General features: G+C 62.0%; 16 protein-coding genes. 9 read left to right on the top strand and 7 right to left on the bottom strand.

Translation table 11 applies throughout. From position 1 onward, the window contains the following. Positions 1-68: 68 nt before the first annotated feature. From ftsX to ftsY, 3 genes are read right to left on the bottom strand one after another with little or no spacing between them, the layout of a single operon-like run. On the bottom strand, positions 69-1094 hold the full coding sequence (gene ftsX, locus H0Z09_RS02235) for a permease-like cell division protein FtsX (RefSeq protein ID WP_186686742.1): 1026 nt from the start codon (positions 1092-1094) through the stop codon (positions 69-71). Continuing rightward, complete coding sequence (gene ftsE / locus H0Z09_RS02230; protein ID WP_003213784.1) at positions 1091-1762, bottom strand: cell division ATP-binding protein FtsE; 672 nt, start codon at positions 1760-1762, stop codon at positions 1091-1093. Before ftsE ends, ftsX begins: the two co-directional genes overlap by 4 nt. Continuing rightward, positions 1759-3129, bottom strand: a complete 1371-nt coding sequence (gene ftsY, locus H0Z09_RS02225) for a signal recognition particle-docking protein FtsY (protein ID WP_186686736.1) — start codon at positions 3127-3129, stop codon at positions 1759-1761. The genes ftsE and ftsY overlap by 4 nt, the downstream gene beginning before the upstream one ends. 231 nt (positions 3130-3360) lie before the next feature. On the opposite strand from ftsY, the gene H0Z09_RS02220 reads away from it, so the two are divergent. The 4 genes from H0Z09_RS02220 (at position 3361) to H0Z09_RS02205 (ending at position 7997) form a co-directional block, all read left to right on the top strand. After that, a complete protein-coding gene (locus H0Z09_RS02220) occupies positions 3361-4716 on the top strand; it encodes a pitrilysin family protein (RefSeq protein ID WP_186686722.1) in 1356 nt (451 codons plus the stop codon). Beyond that, complete coding sequence (locus tag H0Z09_RS02215) at positions 4709-6199, top strand: pitrilysin family protein (RefSeq protein ID WP_186686719.1); 1491 nt, start codon at positions 4709-4711, stop codon at positions 6197-6199. The genes H0Z09_RS02220 and H0Z09_RS02215 overlap by 8 nt, the downstream gene beginning before the upstream one ends. Next, positions 6199-6807, top strand: coding sequence for a 16S rRNA (guanine(966)-N(2))-methyltransferase RsmD (gene rsmD / locus H0Z09_RS02210; protein WP_076953130.1), 609 nt, complete (start codon positions 6199-6201; stop codon positions 6805-6807). Before H0Z09_RS02215 ends, rsmD begins: the two co-directional genes overlap by 1 nt. A gap of 194 nt (positions 6808-7001) precedes the next feature. Then, positions 7002-7997 carry a hydrolase gene (locus tag H0Z09_RS02205; RefSeq protein WP_186686716.1) on the top strand — a complete coding sequence of 332 codons (996 nt, stop codon included), beginning with the start codon at positions 7002-7004 and terminating at the stop codon, positions 7995-7997. 117 nt (positions 7998-8114) lie between these two features. On the opposite strand, the gene H0Z09_RS02200 is transcribed toward H0Z09_RS02205, so the two are convergent. Together H0Z09_RS02200 and H0Z09_RS02195 are read right to left on the bottom strand one after the other, a co-directional pair. After that, positions 8115-8969: a sulfurtransferase gene (locus H0Z09_RS02200; RefSeq protein ID WP_186686713.1), complete on the bottom strand. Its 855-nt coding sequence runs from the start codon at positions 8967-8969 to the stop codon at positions 8115-8117. 33 nt (positions 8970-9002) lie between these two features. After that, positions 9003-9674 (bottom strand): TetR/AcrR family transcriptional regulator, encoded by a 672-nt coding sequence (locus H0Z09_RS02195; protein WP_186686710.1) that lies wholly within the window; start codon positions 9672-9674, stop codon positions 9003-9005. 146 nt (positions 9675-9820) lie between these two features. On the opposite strand from H0Z09_RS02195, the gene H0Z09_RS02190 reads away from it, so the two are divergent. The 5 genes from H0Z09_RS02190 (at position 9821) to H0Z09_RS02170 (ending at position 14413) form a co-directional block, all read left to right on the top strand. Beyond that, on the top strand, positions 9821-11248 hold the full coding sequence (locus H0Z09_RS02190) for a coniferyl aldehyde dehydrogenase (protein WP_186686706.1): 1428 nt from the start codon (positions 9821-9823) through the stop codon (positions 11246-11248). Between the two features lie 27 nt (positions 11249-11275). Beyond that, positions 11276-11821: a twin-arginine translocation pathway signal protein gene (locus H0Z09_RS02185; RefSeq protein ID WP_186686704.1), complete on the top strand. Its 546-nt coding sequence runs from the start codon at positions 11276-11278 to the stop codon at positions 11819-11821. A gap of 59 nt (positions 11822-11880) precedes the next feature. Further along, the gene (locus H0Z09_RS02180; protein ID WP_186686702.1) at positions 11881-13476 is read left to right on the top strand and encodes a GMC family oxidoreductase; all 1596 of its coding nucleotides are present in this window, start codon (positions 11881-11883) and stop codon (positions 13474-13476) included. A gap of 103 nt (positions 13477-13579) precedes the next feature. After that, complete coding sequence (coaD, locus tag H0Z09_RS02175) at positions 13580-14059, top strand: pantetheine-phosphate adenylyltransferase (RefSeq protein ID WP_049711086.1); 480 nt, start codon at positions 13580-13582, stop codon at positions 14057-14059. A 102-nt stretch (positions 14060-14161) separates the two neighbouring features. Further along, positions 14162-14413 (top strand): YfhL family 4Fe-4S dicluster ferredoxin, encoded by a 252-nt coding sequence (locus tag H0Z09_RS02170; protein WP_057723493.1) that lies wholly within the window; start codon positions 14162-14164, stop codon positions 14411-14413. A gap of 134 nt (positions 14414-14547) precedes the next feature. Here H0Z09_RS02170 and mutM read toward each other — a convergent pair whose 3' ends face one another. Both mutM and H0Z09_RS02160 read right to left on the bottom strand, forming a co-directional pair. Beyond that, positions 14548-15360 carry a bifunctional DNA-formamidopyrimidine glycosylase/DNA-(apurinic or apyrimidinic site) lyase gene (mutM, locus tag H0Z09_RS02165; protein ID WP_169376099.1) on the bottom strand — a complete coding sequence of 271 codons (813 nt, stop codon included), beginning with the start codon at positions 15358-15360 and terminating at the stop codon, positions 14548-14550. A 22-nt stretch (positions 15361-15382) separates the two neighbouring features. Further along, on the bottom strand, positions 15383-16195 hold the full coding sequence (locus tag H0Z09_RS02160) for an HDOD domain-containing protein (protein ID WP_186687005.1): 813 nt from the start codon (positions 16193-16195) through the stop codon (positions 15383-15385). Between the last annotated feature and the right edge of the window lie 120 nt (positions 16196-16315).

Below are 16315 nucleotides of genomic sequence, written 5' to 3'. Positions count from 1 at the left end.
CCGTAGGACAAGTTCCCTATACCACCAATACGGCCAATACAAACAAAACAGGATTAATCTGACATTAATTACTTCGGCGCCAGCTCACGCAAATGCCGTGCGACCGCAATCCAGGCACCGATATACCCCAACAATACCGCGCCAAGCAAGAGGCTCAAACCATCGCCAACCGGCACGCCGGCCAGCGCGAAATCGCTGCCGTAGAGCCCGGCAAGCCCGACCACCGCGTCGTTCAGCCAATCAAGGCCAAACGCCAGCACGCCCCAGGACAAAATCCCGGCACCGAAGCCATAAAGCGCGCCCATGTACAGAAAAGGACGACGCACATAGCTGTCTGTGCCGCCGACCAGTTTAATCACTTCTATCTCGGTGCGACGGTTTTCAATATGAAGACGAATGGTATTACCTATCACCAAAAGTAATGCAGACACCAACAGCACCGTCAAACCGAACACAAAGCGGTCGCCCAGCTTGAGGATCGCCGCCAGGCGCTCTACCCAGATTAGATCAAGTTGCGCTTGTTGCACCTTGGGCAGCGCTGCGAGTTTTTGTCGCAGGGCTTCCAGGGCGGTCTTGTCGACTTCGTTCGGCGTCACCAGCACCACGCCCGGCAGCGGGTTCTGCGGCAGCTCTTTAAGTGCCTCGCCCAGGCCGGACTGCTGCTGGAACTCCTCAAGGGCCTGGTCGCGACTGACGTACTCGGCATCCGCCACGCCCGGCATGTTCTTGATCTCGTCGCGCAGCGCTTCGCCTTGCTGGGTGCTGGCATCCAGGTTCAGGTACAGCGAGATCTGCGCCGCGCGCTGCCAGGAACCGCCCAGGCGCTCGACATTATTGAGCAACAGCGACAAGCCCATCGGCAGGCTCAAGGCCACCGCCATCACCAGGCAAGTGAAAAAGCTGCCGATCGGTTGCTTGCCCAGGCGGCGCAGGCTGTCGAGCAGGCTGGCGCGATGGCTTTCGATCCAGGCGCGCAGCAAGGTGCTGAAATCCGGGCCGTCGTCATCGTGATCGTGTTTTTTCTTCTTCGGTTGCGGATCGGCCGGTTTCGGCGCCACGCGCTCGGAGACTTTAGGGCTGCGAGTGGCACTCATACGCCGGCCTCCCCGTCACCGATCAGGCGGCCGCGTTGCAGGGTCAGCATGCGATGGCGCATGCGCGCGATCAGCGCCAGGTCGTGACTGGCGATCAGCACGCTGGTGCCCAAGCGGTTGATGTCTTCGAACACGCCCATGATCTCGGCGGCCAGGCGCGGGTCGAGGTTGCCGGTGGGCTCGTCCGCCAGCAGCAGCGCCGGGCGGTGGACAATGGCGCGGGCAATGCCGACGCGCTGTTGCTGGCCGGTGGAGAGGTCGCCGGGGTAGAGGTCGGTCTTGTCCGACAGCGCCACGCGCTCCAAGGCCGAGTCCACGCGCTTGACGATCTCGGCCTTGGACAACCCGAGAATCTGCAATGGCAACGCAATGTTGTTGAACACCGTGCGATCGAACAGCAACTGGTGATTCTGGAACACCACGCCGATCTGCCGGCGCAGGAACGGAATCTGCGCATTGCTGATCGTGGCCAAGTCCTGGCCCGCCAGCAGCAACTTGCCGGTGGTCGGGCGTTCCATGGCCAGCAGCAGGCGCAACAGGGTGCTTTTGCCGGCGCCGGAGTGACCGGTGACAAACAAAAATTCGCCGCGACGCACTCGAAAGCTCAGCTCATGCAAGCCCACATGCCCGTTGGCGTAGCGTTTACCGACCTGTTCGAATCGAATCATGAACGCTCCCGCTCGGCAAACAGTGCCTGTACAAAGGGTTCGGCTTCAAAGGTGCGCAGGTCGTCGATGCCTTCGCCGACACCGATATAACGAATCGGCAACCCGAACTGTTTGGCCAGGGCGAAGATCACACCGCCCTTGGCCGTGCCGTCGAGCTTGGTCAAGGCCAGGCCGGTGAGTTGTACCGTCTGGTTGAATTGCTTGGCCTGGCTGATGGCGTTCTGACCGGTGCCGGCATCCAGCACCAGCAGCACTTCGTGCGGGGCATCGGCGTCGAGCTTGCCGATCACGCGACGCACTTTTTTCAGCTCTTCCATCAGGTTGTCTTTGGTGTGCAGGCGACCGGCGGTATCGGCGATCAGCACATCGATATTGCGCGCCTTGGCAGCTTGCACGGCATCGAAGATCACCGAGGCGGAATCCGCGCCGGTGTGCTGGGCGATGACCGGAATCTTGTTGCGCTCGCCCCAGACCTGCAACTGCTCGACCGCTGCGGCCCGGAAGGTGTCGCCGGCGGCCAGCATGACTTTCTTGCCTTCGGACTGCAGCTTCTTGGCCAGCTTGCCGATGGTGGTGGTCTTGCCGGCGCCGTTGACGCCGACCACCAGGATCACGAATGGCTTGTTCGGGGTGATCACCAGCGGCGCTTCGACCGGCTTGAGCATGGCGGCCAGCTCGGCCTGCAGGGATTTGTACAGGGCGTCGGCGTCGGTCAGTTGCTTGCGCGCAACCTTCTGGGTGAGGCTCTGGATGATCACGGCGGTGGCTTCGACGCCCACGTCGGCGGTGAGCAGGCGGGTTTCGATGTCTTCCAGCAGTTCGTCATCGATGACTTTCTTGCCCAGGAACAGGCTGGCCATGCCTTCGCCGATACTGGCGCTGGTCTTGCTCAGGCCTTGCTTGAGGCGGGCGAAGAAGCCGGTTTTGCTGGTTTCAGCAGCCGCGGCGACAGGTTCGGGCTCGATGACGGCGGGAGCGGCTGGATCGACAACAACATCGACCGGCTCGACCACTGCGGGAATCGGCGGCGCCACCTGTTCTGTCTGCAGGTCCTCAACGAAGGCGACAGGCTCTTCAGCCACCGGAAGGTCCGGCCACGGCTGGTGCTCCGGCTCCGGCTCGGGAGCTGCCTCGACGAGCGGCTGCAATACCGGTTCGGCCATTGGCAACACCACCGGCGCCGGGGTTTCGGCAACCGGTTCGGCTTCGATTACGGGCTCTGCCGCAACCTGTTCAACAGGCGGCTCGGGCTGAACGTGCGGCTGTTCGTCGACGGTTTCCTGCGGCTTTTTGCGCAGCCATCCGAACAGGCCTTTTTTCTCGCCAGCCGCAGCTGGGGTCTTCTTGTCGTCGTTGGAACCAAACATGGAGACGGCTATCTCAAGGTAGCGACGCGCCGAGGGGCGCTTCGGTAAATAAAATTCGATGCGTAACAGACTGTTTTAAAGCCCGCTCGTTCATGCGCAACATTTTGAAGGCCAAAATAGGGCCTCAACAAGACCGCCGCAGTGGCCGTCCTTAAGTCGGACCAGTATCCTAGCACCTCCTCGCCCGCCGACGCTAAGACCAAGCGGGCAGCCCAACAGGTTAAAAAACGAATGAATGCTCTAGCCCGCCGCGCCGCAGGCCTGCTGCTCAGCACAGTTTGTCTGCCCCTTTCAGCTTTGGCTGCCGACCCACAACCCACCCATGAATTCACCCTCGACAACGGCCTCAAGGTGGTCGTGCGCGAAGACCATCGCGCGCCGGTGGTGGTGTCCCAGGTCTGGTACAAGGTCGGTTCGAGCTACGAAACCCCGGGCCAGACCGGTTTATCCCACGCTCTGGAACACATGATGTTCAAGGGCAGCGCCAAGGTTGGCCCAGGCGAAGCCTCGTTGATCCTGCGCGATCTGGGCGCCGAAGAGAACGCATTCACCAGCGACGACTACACCGCCTATTATCAGGTGCTGGCCCGCGACCGCCTGGGCGTGGCCTTCGAGCTGGAAGCCGACCGCATGGCCAGCCTGCGTCTGCCGGCAGACGAGTTCAGCCGCGAGATCGAGGTGATCAAGGAAGAGCGCCGCCTGCGCACCGACGACAACCCGATGTCCAAGGCCTATGAGCGCTTCAAGGCCATGGCCTTTCCGGCCAGCGGTTATCACACGCCGACCATCGGCTGGATGGCCGACCTGGACCGCATGAAAGTCGAAGAGCTGCGCCACTGGTACCAATCCTGGTACGTGCCGAACAACGCCACCCTGGTGGTGGTCGGCGACGTCACCCCGGACGAGGTGAAAAACCTGGCCCAGCGCTACTTTGGCCCGATCCCCAAGCGTGACGTACCGCCGGCCAAGATCCCGATGGAGCTGGCCGAACCCGGCCAGCGCCAGCTGACGATGCATGTGCAGACCCAACTGCCGAGCGTGATCCTGGGCTTTAACGTACCGGGCCTGGCCACCGTCGAAGACAAACGCTCGGTGCAGGCCCTGCGCCTGATCTCGGCCTTGTTGGACGGCGGCTACAGCGCGCGTATCTCCGAGCAACTGGAGCGCGGTGAAGAGCTGGTCTCCGCCGCTTCGACCAACTACGACGCCTACACCCGTGGCGATACGCTGTTCATGCTCACCGCCACCCCCAACCAGCAAAAGAAGAAAACCGTTGCCCAAGCCGAAGCCGGCCTGTGGCGCCTGCTGGATGAGTTGAAAGCCAAGCCGCCGACCGCCGAAGAACTGGAACGCATCCGCGCCCAGGTCATTGCCGGCCTGGTCTACCAGCGTGATTCCATCACCAGCCAGGCCACGGCCATCGGCTCGCTGGAAACCGTCGGCCTGTCCTGGAAACTGATGGACACCGAGCTGGCTGACCTGCAAAGCGTGACGCCGGAAGATATCCAGAAAGCCGCACGCACCTATTTCACCCGCGAACGTCTCAGCGTCGCCCATGTATTGCCTCAGGAGACCGCTCATGAGTGATCGCAAAAGCAGCCGCCTGATCTTTCCCGGCCTGATCGTTGTCACCTTGATCGCTGCCAGTGCCGTGTATTTGCTGCGCCCGAGCGAATCAGTGGCCAGTACGGCGCTGGAAAAAGCCGAGTCGAGCAAGACGTTGCAGTCCCTGGCGGAGCTGGACGGCAAGGCGCCGACCAACCGCAAGCTCGACGTACAAACCTGGACCACCGCCGAAGGCGCCAAGGTGCTGTTCGTCGAAGCCCATGAGTTGCCGATGTTTGACGTGCGCATCCTGTTCGCCGCCGGCAGCAGCCAGGACGGCAACGTACCGGGCCTGGCGTTGATGACCAACGCCATGCTCAACGAAGGCGTGCCGGGCAAGGACGTCAGCCAGATCGCCCGTGACTTCGAGGGCCTGGGCGCGGACTTCGGCAACGGTGCCTACCGCGACATGGCGCTGGTTTCCCTGCGCAGCCTCAGCGACAGCGATAAACGCGACGCCGCCCTGAAGCTGTTTGATCAGGTGATCGGCAAGCCGACCTTCCCCGCCGACTCCCTGGCACGAATCAAGAATCAGATCCTGGCCGGTTTCGAGTACCAGAAGCAGAACCCCGCCAAGCTGGCGAGCCTTGAGCTGTTCAAGCGCCTGTACGGTGATCATCCTTACGCGCACCCGAGCGAAGGCACGCCGCAGAGCGTTCCGAAGATTACCCTGGCACAGCTGCAGGCCTTCCACGCCAAGGCTTATGCCGCGGGCAACGCGGTGATTGCCGTAGTGGGCGACCTGACCCGCGCCGAGGCCGAGGCCATGACCGCCAAGGTCTCTGCCTCGCTGCCCAAAGGCCCGGCCCTGGCGAAGATCGCACCGCCGACGGAGCCCAAGGCTGGCCTGAGCCATATCGAGTTCCCGTCCAAGCAGACGCATCTGTTGTTCGCACAACTGGGTATCGACCGCGCCGACCCGGACTACGCAGCCTTGTCCCTGGGCAACCAGATCCTCGGCGGCGGCGGTTTCGGCACCCGCCTGATGAGCGAAGTGCGCGAAAAACGCGGCCTGACCTACGGCGTGTACTCCGGGTTTTCACCGATGCAGGTGCGCGGCCCGTTCATGATCAATCTGCAGACCCGCGCCGAAATGAGCGGCGGCACCCTGCGCCTGGTCGAGGAGGTCGTGGCCGACTACCTCAAGACCGGCCCGACGCAGAAGGAGCTGGATGACGCCAAGCGCGAGCTGGCCGGCAGCTTCCCGCTGTCTACCGCGAGCAACGCCGATATCGTCGGGCAGCTGGGCGCGATGGGTTTCTATAATCTGCCGCTGAGCTATCTGGAAGATTTCATGAAACAATCCCAGGCCCTGACCGTAGAGCAGGTCAAGGCGGCAATGAACAAACACTTGAGCGCCGACAAGATGGTCATCGTGACCGCCGGCCCGACGATTGCGCAAAAGCCACTACCGCCCCCCACAGATAAACCCGCCGAGCAGCCGCTCGGGGTTCCGGAGCATTAATGGCCAGTTCATCTCGCCCGAAAAAACCTGTCCACAACGTGCATAACGGTGTGGGCCAACTGCGCATCATTGGCGGCGAATGGGGCAGCCGCAAGCTGAGCTTCCCCGACGTCGTAGGCCTGCGCCCGACGCCGGACCGCGTGCGCGAAACCCTGTTCAACTGGCTCGCGCCGTACATCGCCGGCGCCAAGGTGCTGGACCCGTTCGCCGGCAGCGGCGCTTTGTTCCTGGAAGCGCTGTCCCGTGGCGCATCCCAGGCCCAGGCGCTGGATGCGAGCAATGTCGCCGTCTCGAGCCTCAAGGAACACCTGGGCACTTTGCGTTGCACCAACGGCCAGGTGCAAACCGCCGACGCGCTGCGCTACCTGGAAACCCAGGCGGCCAGCGAGTACGACGTGGTGTTCCTTGACCCGCCGTTCAACCAGAACCTGCTGCCCGCCGTTTGCACGCTGCTCGAAGAGCGCCAATGGCTGGCGCCGGATGCATGGATCTACACTGAAAGCGAGACGGCACCGTCTACGCTGGGCTTGCCGGGCGCATGGCGCCTGCACCGGGAGCAGAAGTCCGGGCGGGTGTATTACGCACTGTGGCATCGCAACATCGCCTGACCTCTTTGCGTGTTGTCGGTGAGCGGGCGTGTTGTGGCGAGCGGGCTTGCCCCGCGTTGGGCTGCGCAGCAGCCCCATCAAGAACACCGCGTTTAATCAGTTAGAACACCTTTGCCGGTTTTGGGGCTGCTGCGCAGCCCAACGCGGGGCAAGCCCGCTCGCCACAGTTAAATGCGCCTGCCGCAGAGAGTCTCATGAAGCCTTCCGTCGACCTGTTCACCCCCGCCTTCGGCCTCGGCAACCCCCACCTGCAAACCCTGTGGGGGCCGCTGTGGCGCCCCACCACGCATATCGAACGCCTACGCGAACGCCTGTGGCTGGACGACGGCGACTTCCTCGACCTCGATTGGCACGGCCCCCACGACGCGCATGCGCCTTTGGTGCTGGTACTGCACGGGCTGACCGGCTCATCCAACTCGCCCTATGTAGCAGGCCTGCAAAAAGCCCTCGCCACTCAAGGCTGGGCGAGCGCGGCGCTCAACTGGCGCGGGTGTTCGGGGGAGCCGAACCTGCTGGCTCGCAGTTATCACTCCGGCGCCAGTGAAGACCTGGCGGCTGCGATTGCCCATCTGCGGGCCAAGCGACCGTTGGCGCCGCTGTATGCGGTGGGCTATTCGCTGGGCGGCAATGTGCTGCTCAAGCATTTGGGCGAAACCGGCGAGACCTCGGGGCTGCAAGGCGCGGCGGCGGTGTCGGTGCCGTTTCGCCTGGACCAGTGCGCGGACCGCATTGACCTGGGTTTCTCGCGGGTTTATCAGAAACACTTCATGCGTGAAATGCTGGCGTACATCCGGGTCAAGCAAAGCCGGTTTCTACAGAATGGCCAGGCAGACGGGCTTAAAACCCTGGAAGCCTTGGGCTCTCTGGAGAAGATGCGTACGTTCTGGGATTTTGATGGCCGGGTTACCGCGCCACTGCATGGTTTCTTGAGTGCCGAGGACTACTACCGCCGCGCGTCGAGCCGCTATTACCTGGGTGGTATCCGCACGCCGACGCTGGTCATCCACGCGGCTGATGATCCGTTTGTGTTTGCTCATAGCCTGCCCGAGGCGAGTGAACTGTCGGAATGCACTGAGTTTGAATTGCTGGCCAAGGGTGGGCATGTGGGCTTTGTCGACGGGTCAATCAAGCGCCCGAGTTACTACCTTGAGCGCCGCATCCCCCAGTGGTTACTGGCACAACACGGTTAAACATGTGGGAGCGGGCTTGCTCGCGAATGCGGTGGGTCAGCCAACACTTCATTGACTGATCCTCCGCATTCGCGAGCAAGCCCGCTCCCACATTTGATTGGGTTTTCAGTCCGATATTCAGTCGCCAGTCGCGATTGCCCGATGTGGATCATTAATCCACTCACTCCACGACCCCGCATACAACTTGCCCAACGGATACCCCGCCAAACTCAGGGCGAACAAGTTGTGGCATGCCGTCACCCCCGAGCCGCAGTAGGCCACCAATTCCTCCGCCGAGCGGTCCTGCAGTTGGGCGGCAAAGCGCTGCTTGAGCTGCTCTGCCGGCAGAAAGCGGCCGTCACTGCCCAGGTTTTCATTGAACGCCGCACATTGCGCACCGGGGATATGCCCGGCAATCGGGTCAATGGGCTCCACTTCGCCACGAAAACGCGGCTGGGCGCGTGCATCGATCAGCGTCAGTCCCGGCTGACCCAGGCGTTTTTGCAGGTGTTCGGCATCCAGAAGCAGGCCATTGTCCGGCGTACCGGCGAAGGTCCCAGGCTCAACGACCGGCGCATCCAGGCTCAGGGGGAAGCCCGCGGCATGCCAGGCCTTGAGCCCACCATCGAGAATAAACACGCCATCACGCTTGCCCAGCCAGGCCAGCAACCACCAGGCCCTGGCGGCATAAGCGCCAGGGCCGTCGTCATACAGCACCACCTCGGTGTCGGCGCTGATGCCCCAGGCCCGCAACTGCCCAACCAACGTATCCGCCGCTGGCAACGGATGGCGACCGGTCACGCCCTTGATCACCGGCCCACTGAGGTGGCGCTCAAGGTCAGCGTACTGCGCGCCCTCGATATGCCCTTCGGCATAGCTGCAGCGCCCATAATCCGGGTCTTCCAGGGCAAAACGGCAATCCAGGATCACCACCCCGCCCGCCTTCTGGCGCTCGGCCAGTTGCTGGGGACTGATCAGTTGGGCAAGCGGCATGACGGACTCCTATGAATAGATTCGGGAAAGGTCCTACTTCACTTCTTCCAATGCCTGATTCAACGGCACGTAAAATTCTTTGAACAATGCGTCCACCGCTTCTTTGGCCTGGGGCGTGACAAACCCGGCCTCCAGCACAAGCACTTGGTAGACCCCGCGCTTGATCGCCTCGGCGCTCAAATGCGTGGAGTTTTCATTGGTGGTGCACAAGAACCGTACCCAGGAGGTAAGGATAATCCAGGCATTGAGGGTCAGGGCCTCGGTTTGCACCGGGTCCATGTCGAGGATGCCCGCATCCACAAACCCTTGGTAGATCGCGCCACCCTGGGTCAGGCAGCGCTGGGAAAAGCGCCGATAGCCGGTGGCCAGCTCCGGGTCGCTTTCCAGCAGATGTTCAAGGTCGCGGTGCAGGAAGCGGTAGCGCCACATGCCGGCCAGCAAGGCTTGCAGGTAGAAGCGCTTGTCTTCGACGGTGACCGCGCGGCCTTGGGGCGGGCGCAGGAACGTGTCCACCAGGGCTTCGTATTCGCGAAACAGCACGGCGATGATCGCCTGCTTGTTGGGGAAGTGGTAGTACAGGTTGCCCGGCGAAATTTCCATGTGGGCGGCAATGTGGTTGGTGCTCACGCTGCGCTCGCCCTGCTGGTTAAACAGCTCCAGGCTGGTTTGCACAATGCGCTCGCTGGTCTTTACTCGTGGTGCCATAGGGGATCAGCTTCTGTACACGTGATGGAACATCTTACGGCCTATTCTTGTAGGGATAAATCCACAGGCAGATGTAATGACATTTGACAAATTAGAGTAATGACTCTAAAAACCCAGGCAGACCTATAACAATCGGGAACGCCGCCATGTCTGCCAACGTTGCCTACCTGCAAGATGCCCAGGCGCTGGATCACCTCCAGGACCTGTTCGACACCCAACGTCGCGCCTACGCCGCTAACCCGATGCCGTCGGCCGCTCAGCGCCAGCAATGGCTCAAGGCCCTGCGCGATTTGCTCAGCGACGAGCGCCAGGCGCTGATCAATGCGATCAGCCAGGACTTCAGCCATCGCAGCGCCGATGAAACCCTGTTCGCTGAACTCATGCCCAGCCTGCATGGCATTCACTATGCCGGCAAACACCTCAAGGGCTGGATGAAACCTTCCCGGCGAGCGGTAGGCATCGCCTTCCAACCCGCTTCGGCCAAAGTCATCTACCAGCCCTTGGGCGTGGTTGGCGTGATCGTGCCCTGGAATTATCCGCTGTACCTGGCCATTGGCCCGCTGGTCGGCGCGCTGGCGGCGGGCAACCGGGTGATGCTCAAGCTCAGCGAATCCACCCCCGCCACCGGCGAGCTGCTCAAGGCGCTGTTGGCGAAGATCTTCCCCCAAGACCTGGTGTGCGTGGTGCTCGGTGAAGCCGAAGTCGGCATGGCCTTTTCCAGGTTGCCCTTCGACCACCTGCTGTTTACCGGCGCCACCAGCATTGGCAAGCAGGTGATGCGTGCCGCGGCCGAACACCTCACGCCGGTCACCCTGGAATTGGGCGGCAAGTCGCCCGCCATCGTGTCCGCCGATGTTCCGCTCAAGGACGCCGCCGAGCGCATCGCCTTTGGTAAAGCCTTGAACGCTGGCCAGACCTGCGTGGCACCGGACTACGTGCTGGTGCCGCAAGAGCGCGTCGATGGTTTTGTCGAGGCCTACGCCAAGGCTGTTCGCGGGTTTTATCCGACCCTGGCCGACAATCCGGACTACACCGCCATCATCAACGAACGCCAGCTTGCTCGGCTCAATGCCTACATCAAGGACGCCACCGACAAAGGCGCCACCTTGATTCCACTGTACGAGCAGGGCCAGGCACGGCGCATGGCTCACAGCCTGTTGCTGAATGTCAGCGACGACATGACCGTGATGCAGGACGAAATCTTCGGCCCGGTGCTGCCGATCGTGCCCTATCGCGGCATCGACCAGGCTTTTGCCTACATCAACCAACGACCGCGCCCGCTGGCCCTGTATTACTTCGGCTACGACAAGGGCGAGCAAAACCGCGTGCTCCACGAAACCCATTCCGGTGGCGTGTGCCTGAACGACACCTTGCTGCACGTGGCTCAGGACGATATGCCATTCGGCGGCATCGGCCCGTCGGGCATGGGCCACTACCACGGCCATGAAGGTTTCCTGACCTTCAGCAAAGCCAAGGGCGTGCTGGTGAAACAACGCCTGAACGCGGCGAAACTGATCTACCCGCCCTACGGCACATCCATACAGAAGCTGATCCAGAAACTGTTCGTGCGCTGAAACCGCCACCACGGGATAACAATAACAATGAACCCAAGCCTGACTGAAACACCCACACTGTCGCGCCGCGGCGTCTTGAAAATCGGCCTGTGCGCCAGCGCCTTCCTGGTCACCGCCGGGCTTGGCGCCAGCCTCAGCGGCTGCTCCAGCAGCACCCCGGCGAGCGGCTTTGCCTTGTTGCGCAGCAGCGACCTGCCGTTCCTGCGCGCGGTGATCCCGGTATTGCTCGAAGGCGTGGCCAGCGCCCAGGACGTCGCCAGCGGGATTGAAGACACGCTTAAAAAGCTCGACTTCAGCCTGCAACGCCTGTCCCCGGAGATGTTCAAGCTCACCCAGCAGTTGTTCGATGTGCTCGGCATGGGCATCACCCGTGGGCCGCTGACCGGGATCTGGGGCAGTTGGGAAAACGCCAGCAGCGAGCAAATCCGCCACTTCCTGCACCGCTGGGAAAACAGCTACCTGAACCTGCTGCGCATGGGCCAGGGCTCGTTGCTCAAGCTGGTGATCATGGCCTGGTATTTCCAGCCGGCGGCGTGGGCCCATTGCGGCTACCCCGGGCCGCCGAAAATCTAGCCTTGATAACCAGCTCCCACATTGATTGCAACTTCGTACAAAAATAAGAGTGCACTCCTATGCCCGTACCCGATCTGTTCCGCGACGGCATGGCCCGTGGCTGGAAAACCCACAATGGCGCCGCCCTCGACAACGACCTGACCCTGGAAGCCGATGTGGTCATTATCGGCAGCGGCGCGGGCGGCGGCACCACCGCTGAAATCCTCAGTGCAGCGGGCTATAAAGTGCTGCTGATCGAAGAAGGCCCGCTCAAGACCAGCAGCGATTTCAAGCTGCTCGAAGACGAGGCCTACACCAGCCTGTATCAGGAAGGTATCGGCCGCATGAGCAAGGACGGCGCGATTACCATCCTGCAGGGCCGGGCGGTGGGCGGCACTACGTTGATCAACTGGACGTCGAGCTTTCGCACCCCCGACGCTACCCTCGCCCACTGGGCCAGCGAATACGCGGTAAAGGGGCACAGCAGCACGGAAATGGCGCCCTGGTTCGAAAAAATGGAGCAGCGCCTGGGCATCGCGCCCTGGGCCCTGCCGCCCAACGCCAATAACGATGTGATCCGCAAAGGCTGCGAAAAGCTCGGTTACAGCTGGCATGTGATCCCGCGCAATGTGCGCGGCTGTTTCAACCTGGGTTATTGCGGCATGGGCTGCCCGGTCAACGCCAAGCAATCGATGCTGGTGACCACCATCCCGTCCACTCTGGAAAACGGCGGTGAGCTGCTCTACCTGGCGCGCGCCGAACGCCTCGTCTACAGCGGCGACACCATCAGCCGACTGGAATGCGTGGCCATGGACAACCTGTGCGTGGCGCCGACCGGGCGCAAGATCACGGTCACCGCCAAGCACTACGTGCTCTCGGGCGGCGGTATCAACAGCCCCGCGCTGCTGATGCGCTCGAACGCGCCGGACCCGCACTCGCGGCTGGGCATGCGCACCTTCCTGCACTTGGTGAATTTCTCTGCCGGGTTGTTCGATGAGGTCATCAACCCGTTCTACGGCGCGCCACAATCGATCTATTCCGACCATTTCCAGTGGCAAGACGGCACCACCGGGAAAATGTCATACAAACTGGAAGCCCCGCCCTTGCACCCTGCGCTGGCCAGTACCTTGCTCGGTGGCTACGGCGACCAGAATGCCCTGGATATGAGCCAACTGCCCAATACCCACGCCATGCTGGCGCTGCTGCGCGACGGCTTTCACCCCGATAGCCCGGGCGGCAGCGTGGAGCTGCGCGGCGACGGCACGCCGGTGCTCGACTACCGAGTGTCGGACTATGCCTGGGATGGACTGCGCCGTGCATTCCAGAGCATGGCCGAGATCCAGTTCGCGGCGGGCGCCAAGTCGGTCAAGCCGCTGCACCATGATGCGCGCTATGTGAAAACCCTGGCCGAAGCGCGCAGCCTGATCGACGGCCTGAACCTGGAACTGCACCGCACCTGCCTGGGCAGCGCCCATGTGATGGGCGGTTGCGCCATGGGCGAAGACCCGAAAAACGCAGTGGCCGACAGCCTCGGTCGCCATCACCAGTTGCGCAACCTGTCGATCCACGACGGCTCGCTCTTTCCCACCAGCATTGGGGCCAACCCCCAATTATCGGTGTATGGAATGTGCGCCCAACTGGCGACAGCATTGGCCGAACGTCTGAAAACGGCATGAAAAAAACCATGATTCGGCTTAAGTATCTACATAAGTCGACTTGGCCGACCGGGGTGGCTGCGATACCATCCGGTTCCCCAACGGACTCCGCCAGGACGACGCGATGAACCGAGTGTTGTACCCAGGAACCTTCGACCCGATTACCAAAGGCCATGGCGATCTGGTCGAACGTGCTTCTCGCTTGTTCGACCATGTGATCATCGCGGTCGCGGCCAGCCCCAAGAAAAACCCGCTGTTTCCCCTGGAACAGCGCGTGGAGCTGGCGCGTGAGGTCACCAAACACCTGCCCAACGTGGAAGTGGTGGGTTTTGCCACGCTGCTGGCGCATTTCGCCAAAGAGCAGAACGCCAATGTGTTCCTGCGCGGCCTGCGCGCGGTGTCGGACTTCGAATACGAATTCCAGTTGGCCAATATGAACCGCCAACTGGCGCCGGACGTCGAAAGCCTGTTCCTTACGCCGTCGGAGCGCTATTCGTTCATTTCCTCGACGTTGGTCCGCGAAATTGCCGCTTTGGGCGGAGATATCACCAAGTTCGTGCACCCGGCCGTGGCGGACGCGCTGACCTTGCGCTTCAAGAAGTAAGACCGCTCGATCGGCGCCTGCTCGCACTGCGGGCGCCAATGCGGCACAATTGCGCGCATTAGTTTTCAGATGCCTTGGCTGACTGCCCTGGCAGGAGTTTCCATGTCCCTGATCATCACCGACGATTGCATCAATTGCGACGTCTGCGAACCCGAGTGCCCGAACGCCGCGATTTCACAAGGCGAAGAGATCTACGTGATCGACCCCAACCTGTGCACCCAGTGTGTCGGCCACTATGACGAGCCCCAGTGCCAGCAGGTGTGCCCGGTGGATTGCATTCCGTTGGACGAAGCCCGTCCGGAGACCGAAGAGCAGTTGATGGAGAAGTACCGCAAGATTACCGGTAAGGCCTGAGGTTCTTCAGCGCCTGCAAGGGCCTCTTCGCGAGCAAGCCCGCTCCCACAGTTGACCGAGTTCCAACATGAGAATGCGGTCAACATGTGGGAGCGGGCTTGCTCGCGAAAGCGATATCAGCCCTCACACAGTAGTCAGCGCTGACACTTGGGGCAAAACACACTCGCCCGCTGCCCCAGCACCACATTGCGCAACTCGGTCCCGCAGACCTTGCACGCCTCACCCGCCCGACCATAGACGAACAGTTCCTGCTGGAAATACCCCGGCTGCCCGTCGCCACCGATAAAGTCACGCAACGTGGTGCCACCGCGCTCGATGGCAGCGGCCAGGATGCGCTTGATCTCGATCGCCAGCTTCAAGTAACGCGCCCGCGAAATCCCGCCGGCCTCGCGACGCGGGTCAATCCCCGCTGCGAACAACGCCTCGGTCGCATAGATATTGCCCACGCCCACCACCACCGCGTTGTCCATGACGAAAGGCTTCACCGCCATTGACCGCCCACGGGATAGCTGGAACAAGCGCTCGCCGTCAAACAGGTCAGTCAACGGCTCCGGCCCCAGGCGGATCAGCAGGGCGTGGTTGTGCGGGTCTTGGCTCCACAGCATTGCGCCGAAACGCCGAGGGTCGGTGTAACGCAGCGCCAGGCCGGACTCGAGTTCGATATCCACATGTTCATGTTTGGCCGCCGGCATGCCGACCTCAACCAGGCGCAGGTTGCCCGACATGCCCAAGTGGCTGATCAGAGTGCCCACTTCGGCATTGATCAGCAGATATTTGGCCCGCCGTTCCACCAGCACGATGCGCTGCCCGGACAGGCGCACATCCAGGTCGTCCGGGATCGGCCAGCGCAGGCGTCGCTCACGCACCACCACGCGGCTGACGCGTTGGCCTTCCAGGTGCGGTGCGATGCCGCGCCGGGTGGTTTCGACTTCAGGTAACTCGGGCATGTGTACCTCGTGAAGGGAAGGGTCAGCGCGCGCCCAGCTCGCGGATCGACAACTTCAGGCTCTCGAAGTCGTAGTCCGACAGGCCTACGTAATCCAGCACCAGATGGCCAACGGCATTCCACTCATGATCGACGGACTGGTTGCCCAGCACGCGGCAGGACGAACAGATGTGCTCGGCCATTTTCAGGATCGCCAGCAGGTTTTTAAGCTGGGAATTGCGCGACGACTCATCGCTGAAAATCGCCACGGCGTTGTGGTGGTTGGCGATGGCGTCGGTCACATGCTCCGGCAGGCGCCAGGATTTGGCGGTGTAGTAGCCCACCACAGCATGGTTGGTGTTGAACGCATTGTTCTCGGTGTCCACCACGCGGCAGTCGGGGCCGGCATTGGCATAAGCCTGTTCGAGCACTGCCATGTAGTTGGGAAAACGCTTGAGCATGAGCGGCACGCCGCAATCGTGGAACAAGCCCAACGCGTAGGCCTCGTCCACCGCCTGGGCGCCGGTGCGCTTGGCGAGCGTGAGGCAGGTCATGGCCACATCCTGGGCGGTGTCCCAGAAGCGATTGAGGGTGACGATTGTGTCGTCGCTCATCTCGCCTTTGATCGACAGCGCGTTGATCAGGTTGATGACCGACCGGCTGCCCAGCAGGTTCACCGCCCGCTGGATCGAGGCGATCTTGTTGCTCAGCCCGTAATAGGACGAGTTGACGATCTTCAGCAGTGCGCCGGAAAGGCCGGGATCCTGGGAGATCAACCGCGCGATGACTTCCAGGTCCGGGTCTGGCATGTATTGCTCCATCTGCAAATCCACCATGATTTGCGGTTGGGGCGGCACGCTGATGCCTTGCAGGGCCTGTTGGATCTGTTCGGCTGAAAGCTCTGGGGACATAGTTAGATACTCTGGGCTAGGTGGGGATTCTACCTCGTATGACGACTGGGTTGGCATCCAAATACC

The sequence above is a fragment of the Pseudomonas sp. SWRI18 genome, from assembly GCF_014268345.1.
In the GTDB taxonomy this organism is placed as follows: Bacteria; Pseudomonadota; Gammaproteobacteria; order Pseudomonadales; family Pseudomonadaceae; genus Aquipseudomonas; species Aquipseudomonas cedrina.
This window is presented reverse-complemented; position numbering and strand designations above follow the sequence as displayed.

Coding starts and splice junctions, on each gene's coding strand:
- H0Z09_RS02220 (WP_186686722.1), top strand. CDS start 3,361: ATGAATGCTCTAGCCCGCCGCGCCGCAGGCCTGCTGCTCAGCACAGTT.
- H0Z09_RS02200 (WP_186686713.1), bottom strand. CDS start 8,969: ATGCCGCTTGCCCAACTGATCAGTCCCCAGCAACTGGCCGAGCGCCAG.
- coaD (WP_049711086.1), top strand. CDS start 13,580: ATGAACCGAGTGTTGTACCCAGGAACCTTCGACCCGATTACCAAAGGC.
- H0Z09_RS02195 (WP_186686710.1), bottom strand. CDS start 9,674: ATGGCACCACGAGTAAAGACCAGCGAGCGCATTGTGCAAACCAGCCTG.
- ftsE (WP_003213784.1), bottom strand. CDS start 1,762: ATGATTCGATTCGAACAGGTCGGTAAACGCTACGCCAACGGGCATGTG.
- ftsX (WP_186686742.1), bottom strand. CDS start 1,094: ATGAGTGCCACTCGCAGCCCTAAAGTCTCCGAGCGCGTGGCGCCGAAA.
- H0Z09_RS02190 (WP_186686706.1), top strand. CDS start 9,821: ATGTCTGCCAACGTTGCCTACCTGCAAGATGCCCAGGCGCTGGATCAC.
- mutM (WP_169376099.1), bottom strand. CDS start 15,360: ATGCCCGAGTTACCTGAAGTCGAAACCACCCGGCGCGGCATCGCACCG.
- H0Z09_RS02170 (WP_057723493.1), top strand. CDS start 14,162: ATGTCCCTGATCATCACCGACGATTGCATCAATTGCGACGTCTGCGAA.
- H0Z09_RS02185 (WP_186686704.1), top strand. CDS start 11,276: ATGAACCCAAGCCTGACTGAAACACCCACACTGTCGCGCCGCGGCGTC.
- H0Z09_RS02205 (WP_186686716.1), top strand. CDS start 7,002: ATGAAGCCTTCCGTCGACCTGTTCACCCCCGCCTTCGGCCTCGGCAAC.
- H0Z09_RS02180 (WP_186686702.1), top strand. CDS start 11,881: ATGCCCGTACCCGATCTGTTCCGCGACGGCATGGCCCGTGGCTGGAAA.
- rsmD (WP_076953130.1), top strand. CDS start 6,199: ATGGCCAGTTCATCTCGCCCGAAAAAACCTGTCCACAACGTGCATAAC.
- H0Z09_RS02215 (WP_186686719.1), top strand. CDS start 4,709: ATGAGTGATCGCAAAAGCAGCCGCCTGATCTTTCCCGGCCTGATCGTT.
- ftsY (WP_186686736.1), bottom strand. CDS start 3,129: ATGTTTGGTTCCAACGACGACAAGAAGACCCCAGCTGCGGCTGGCGAG.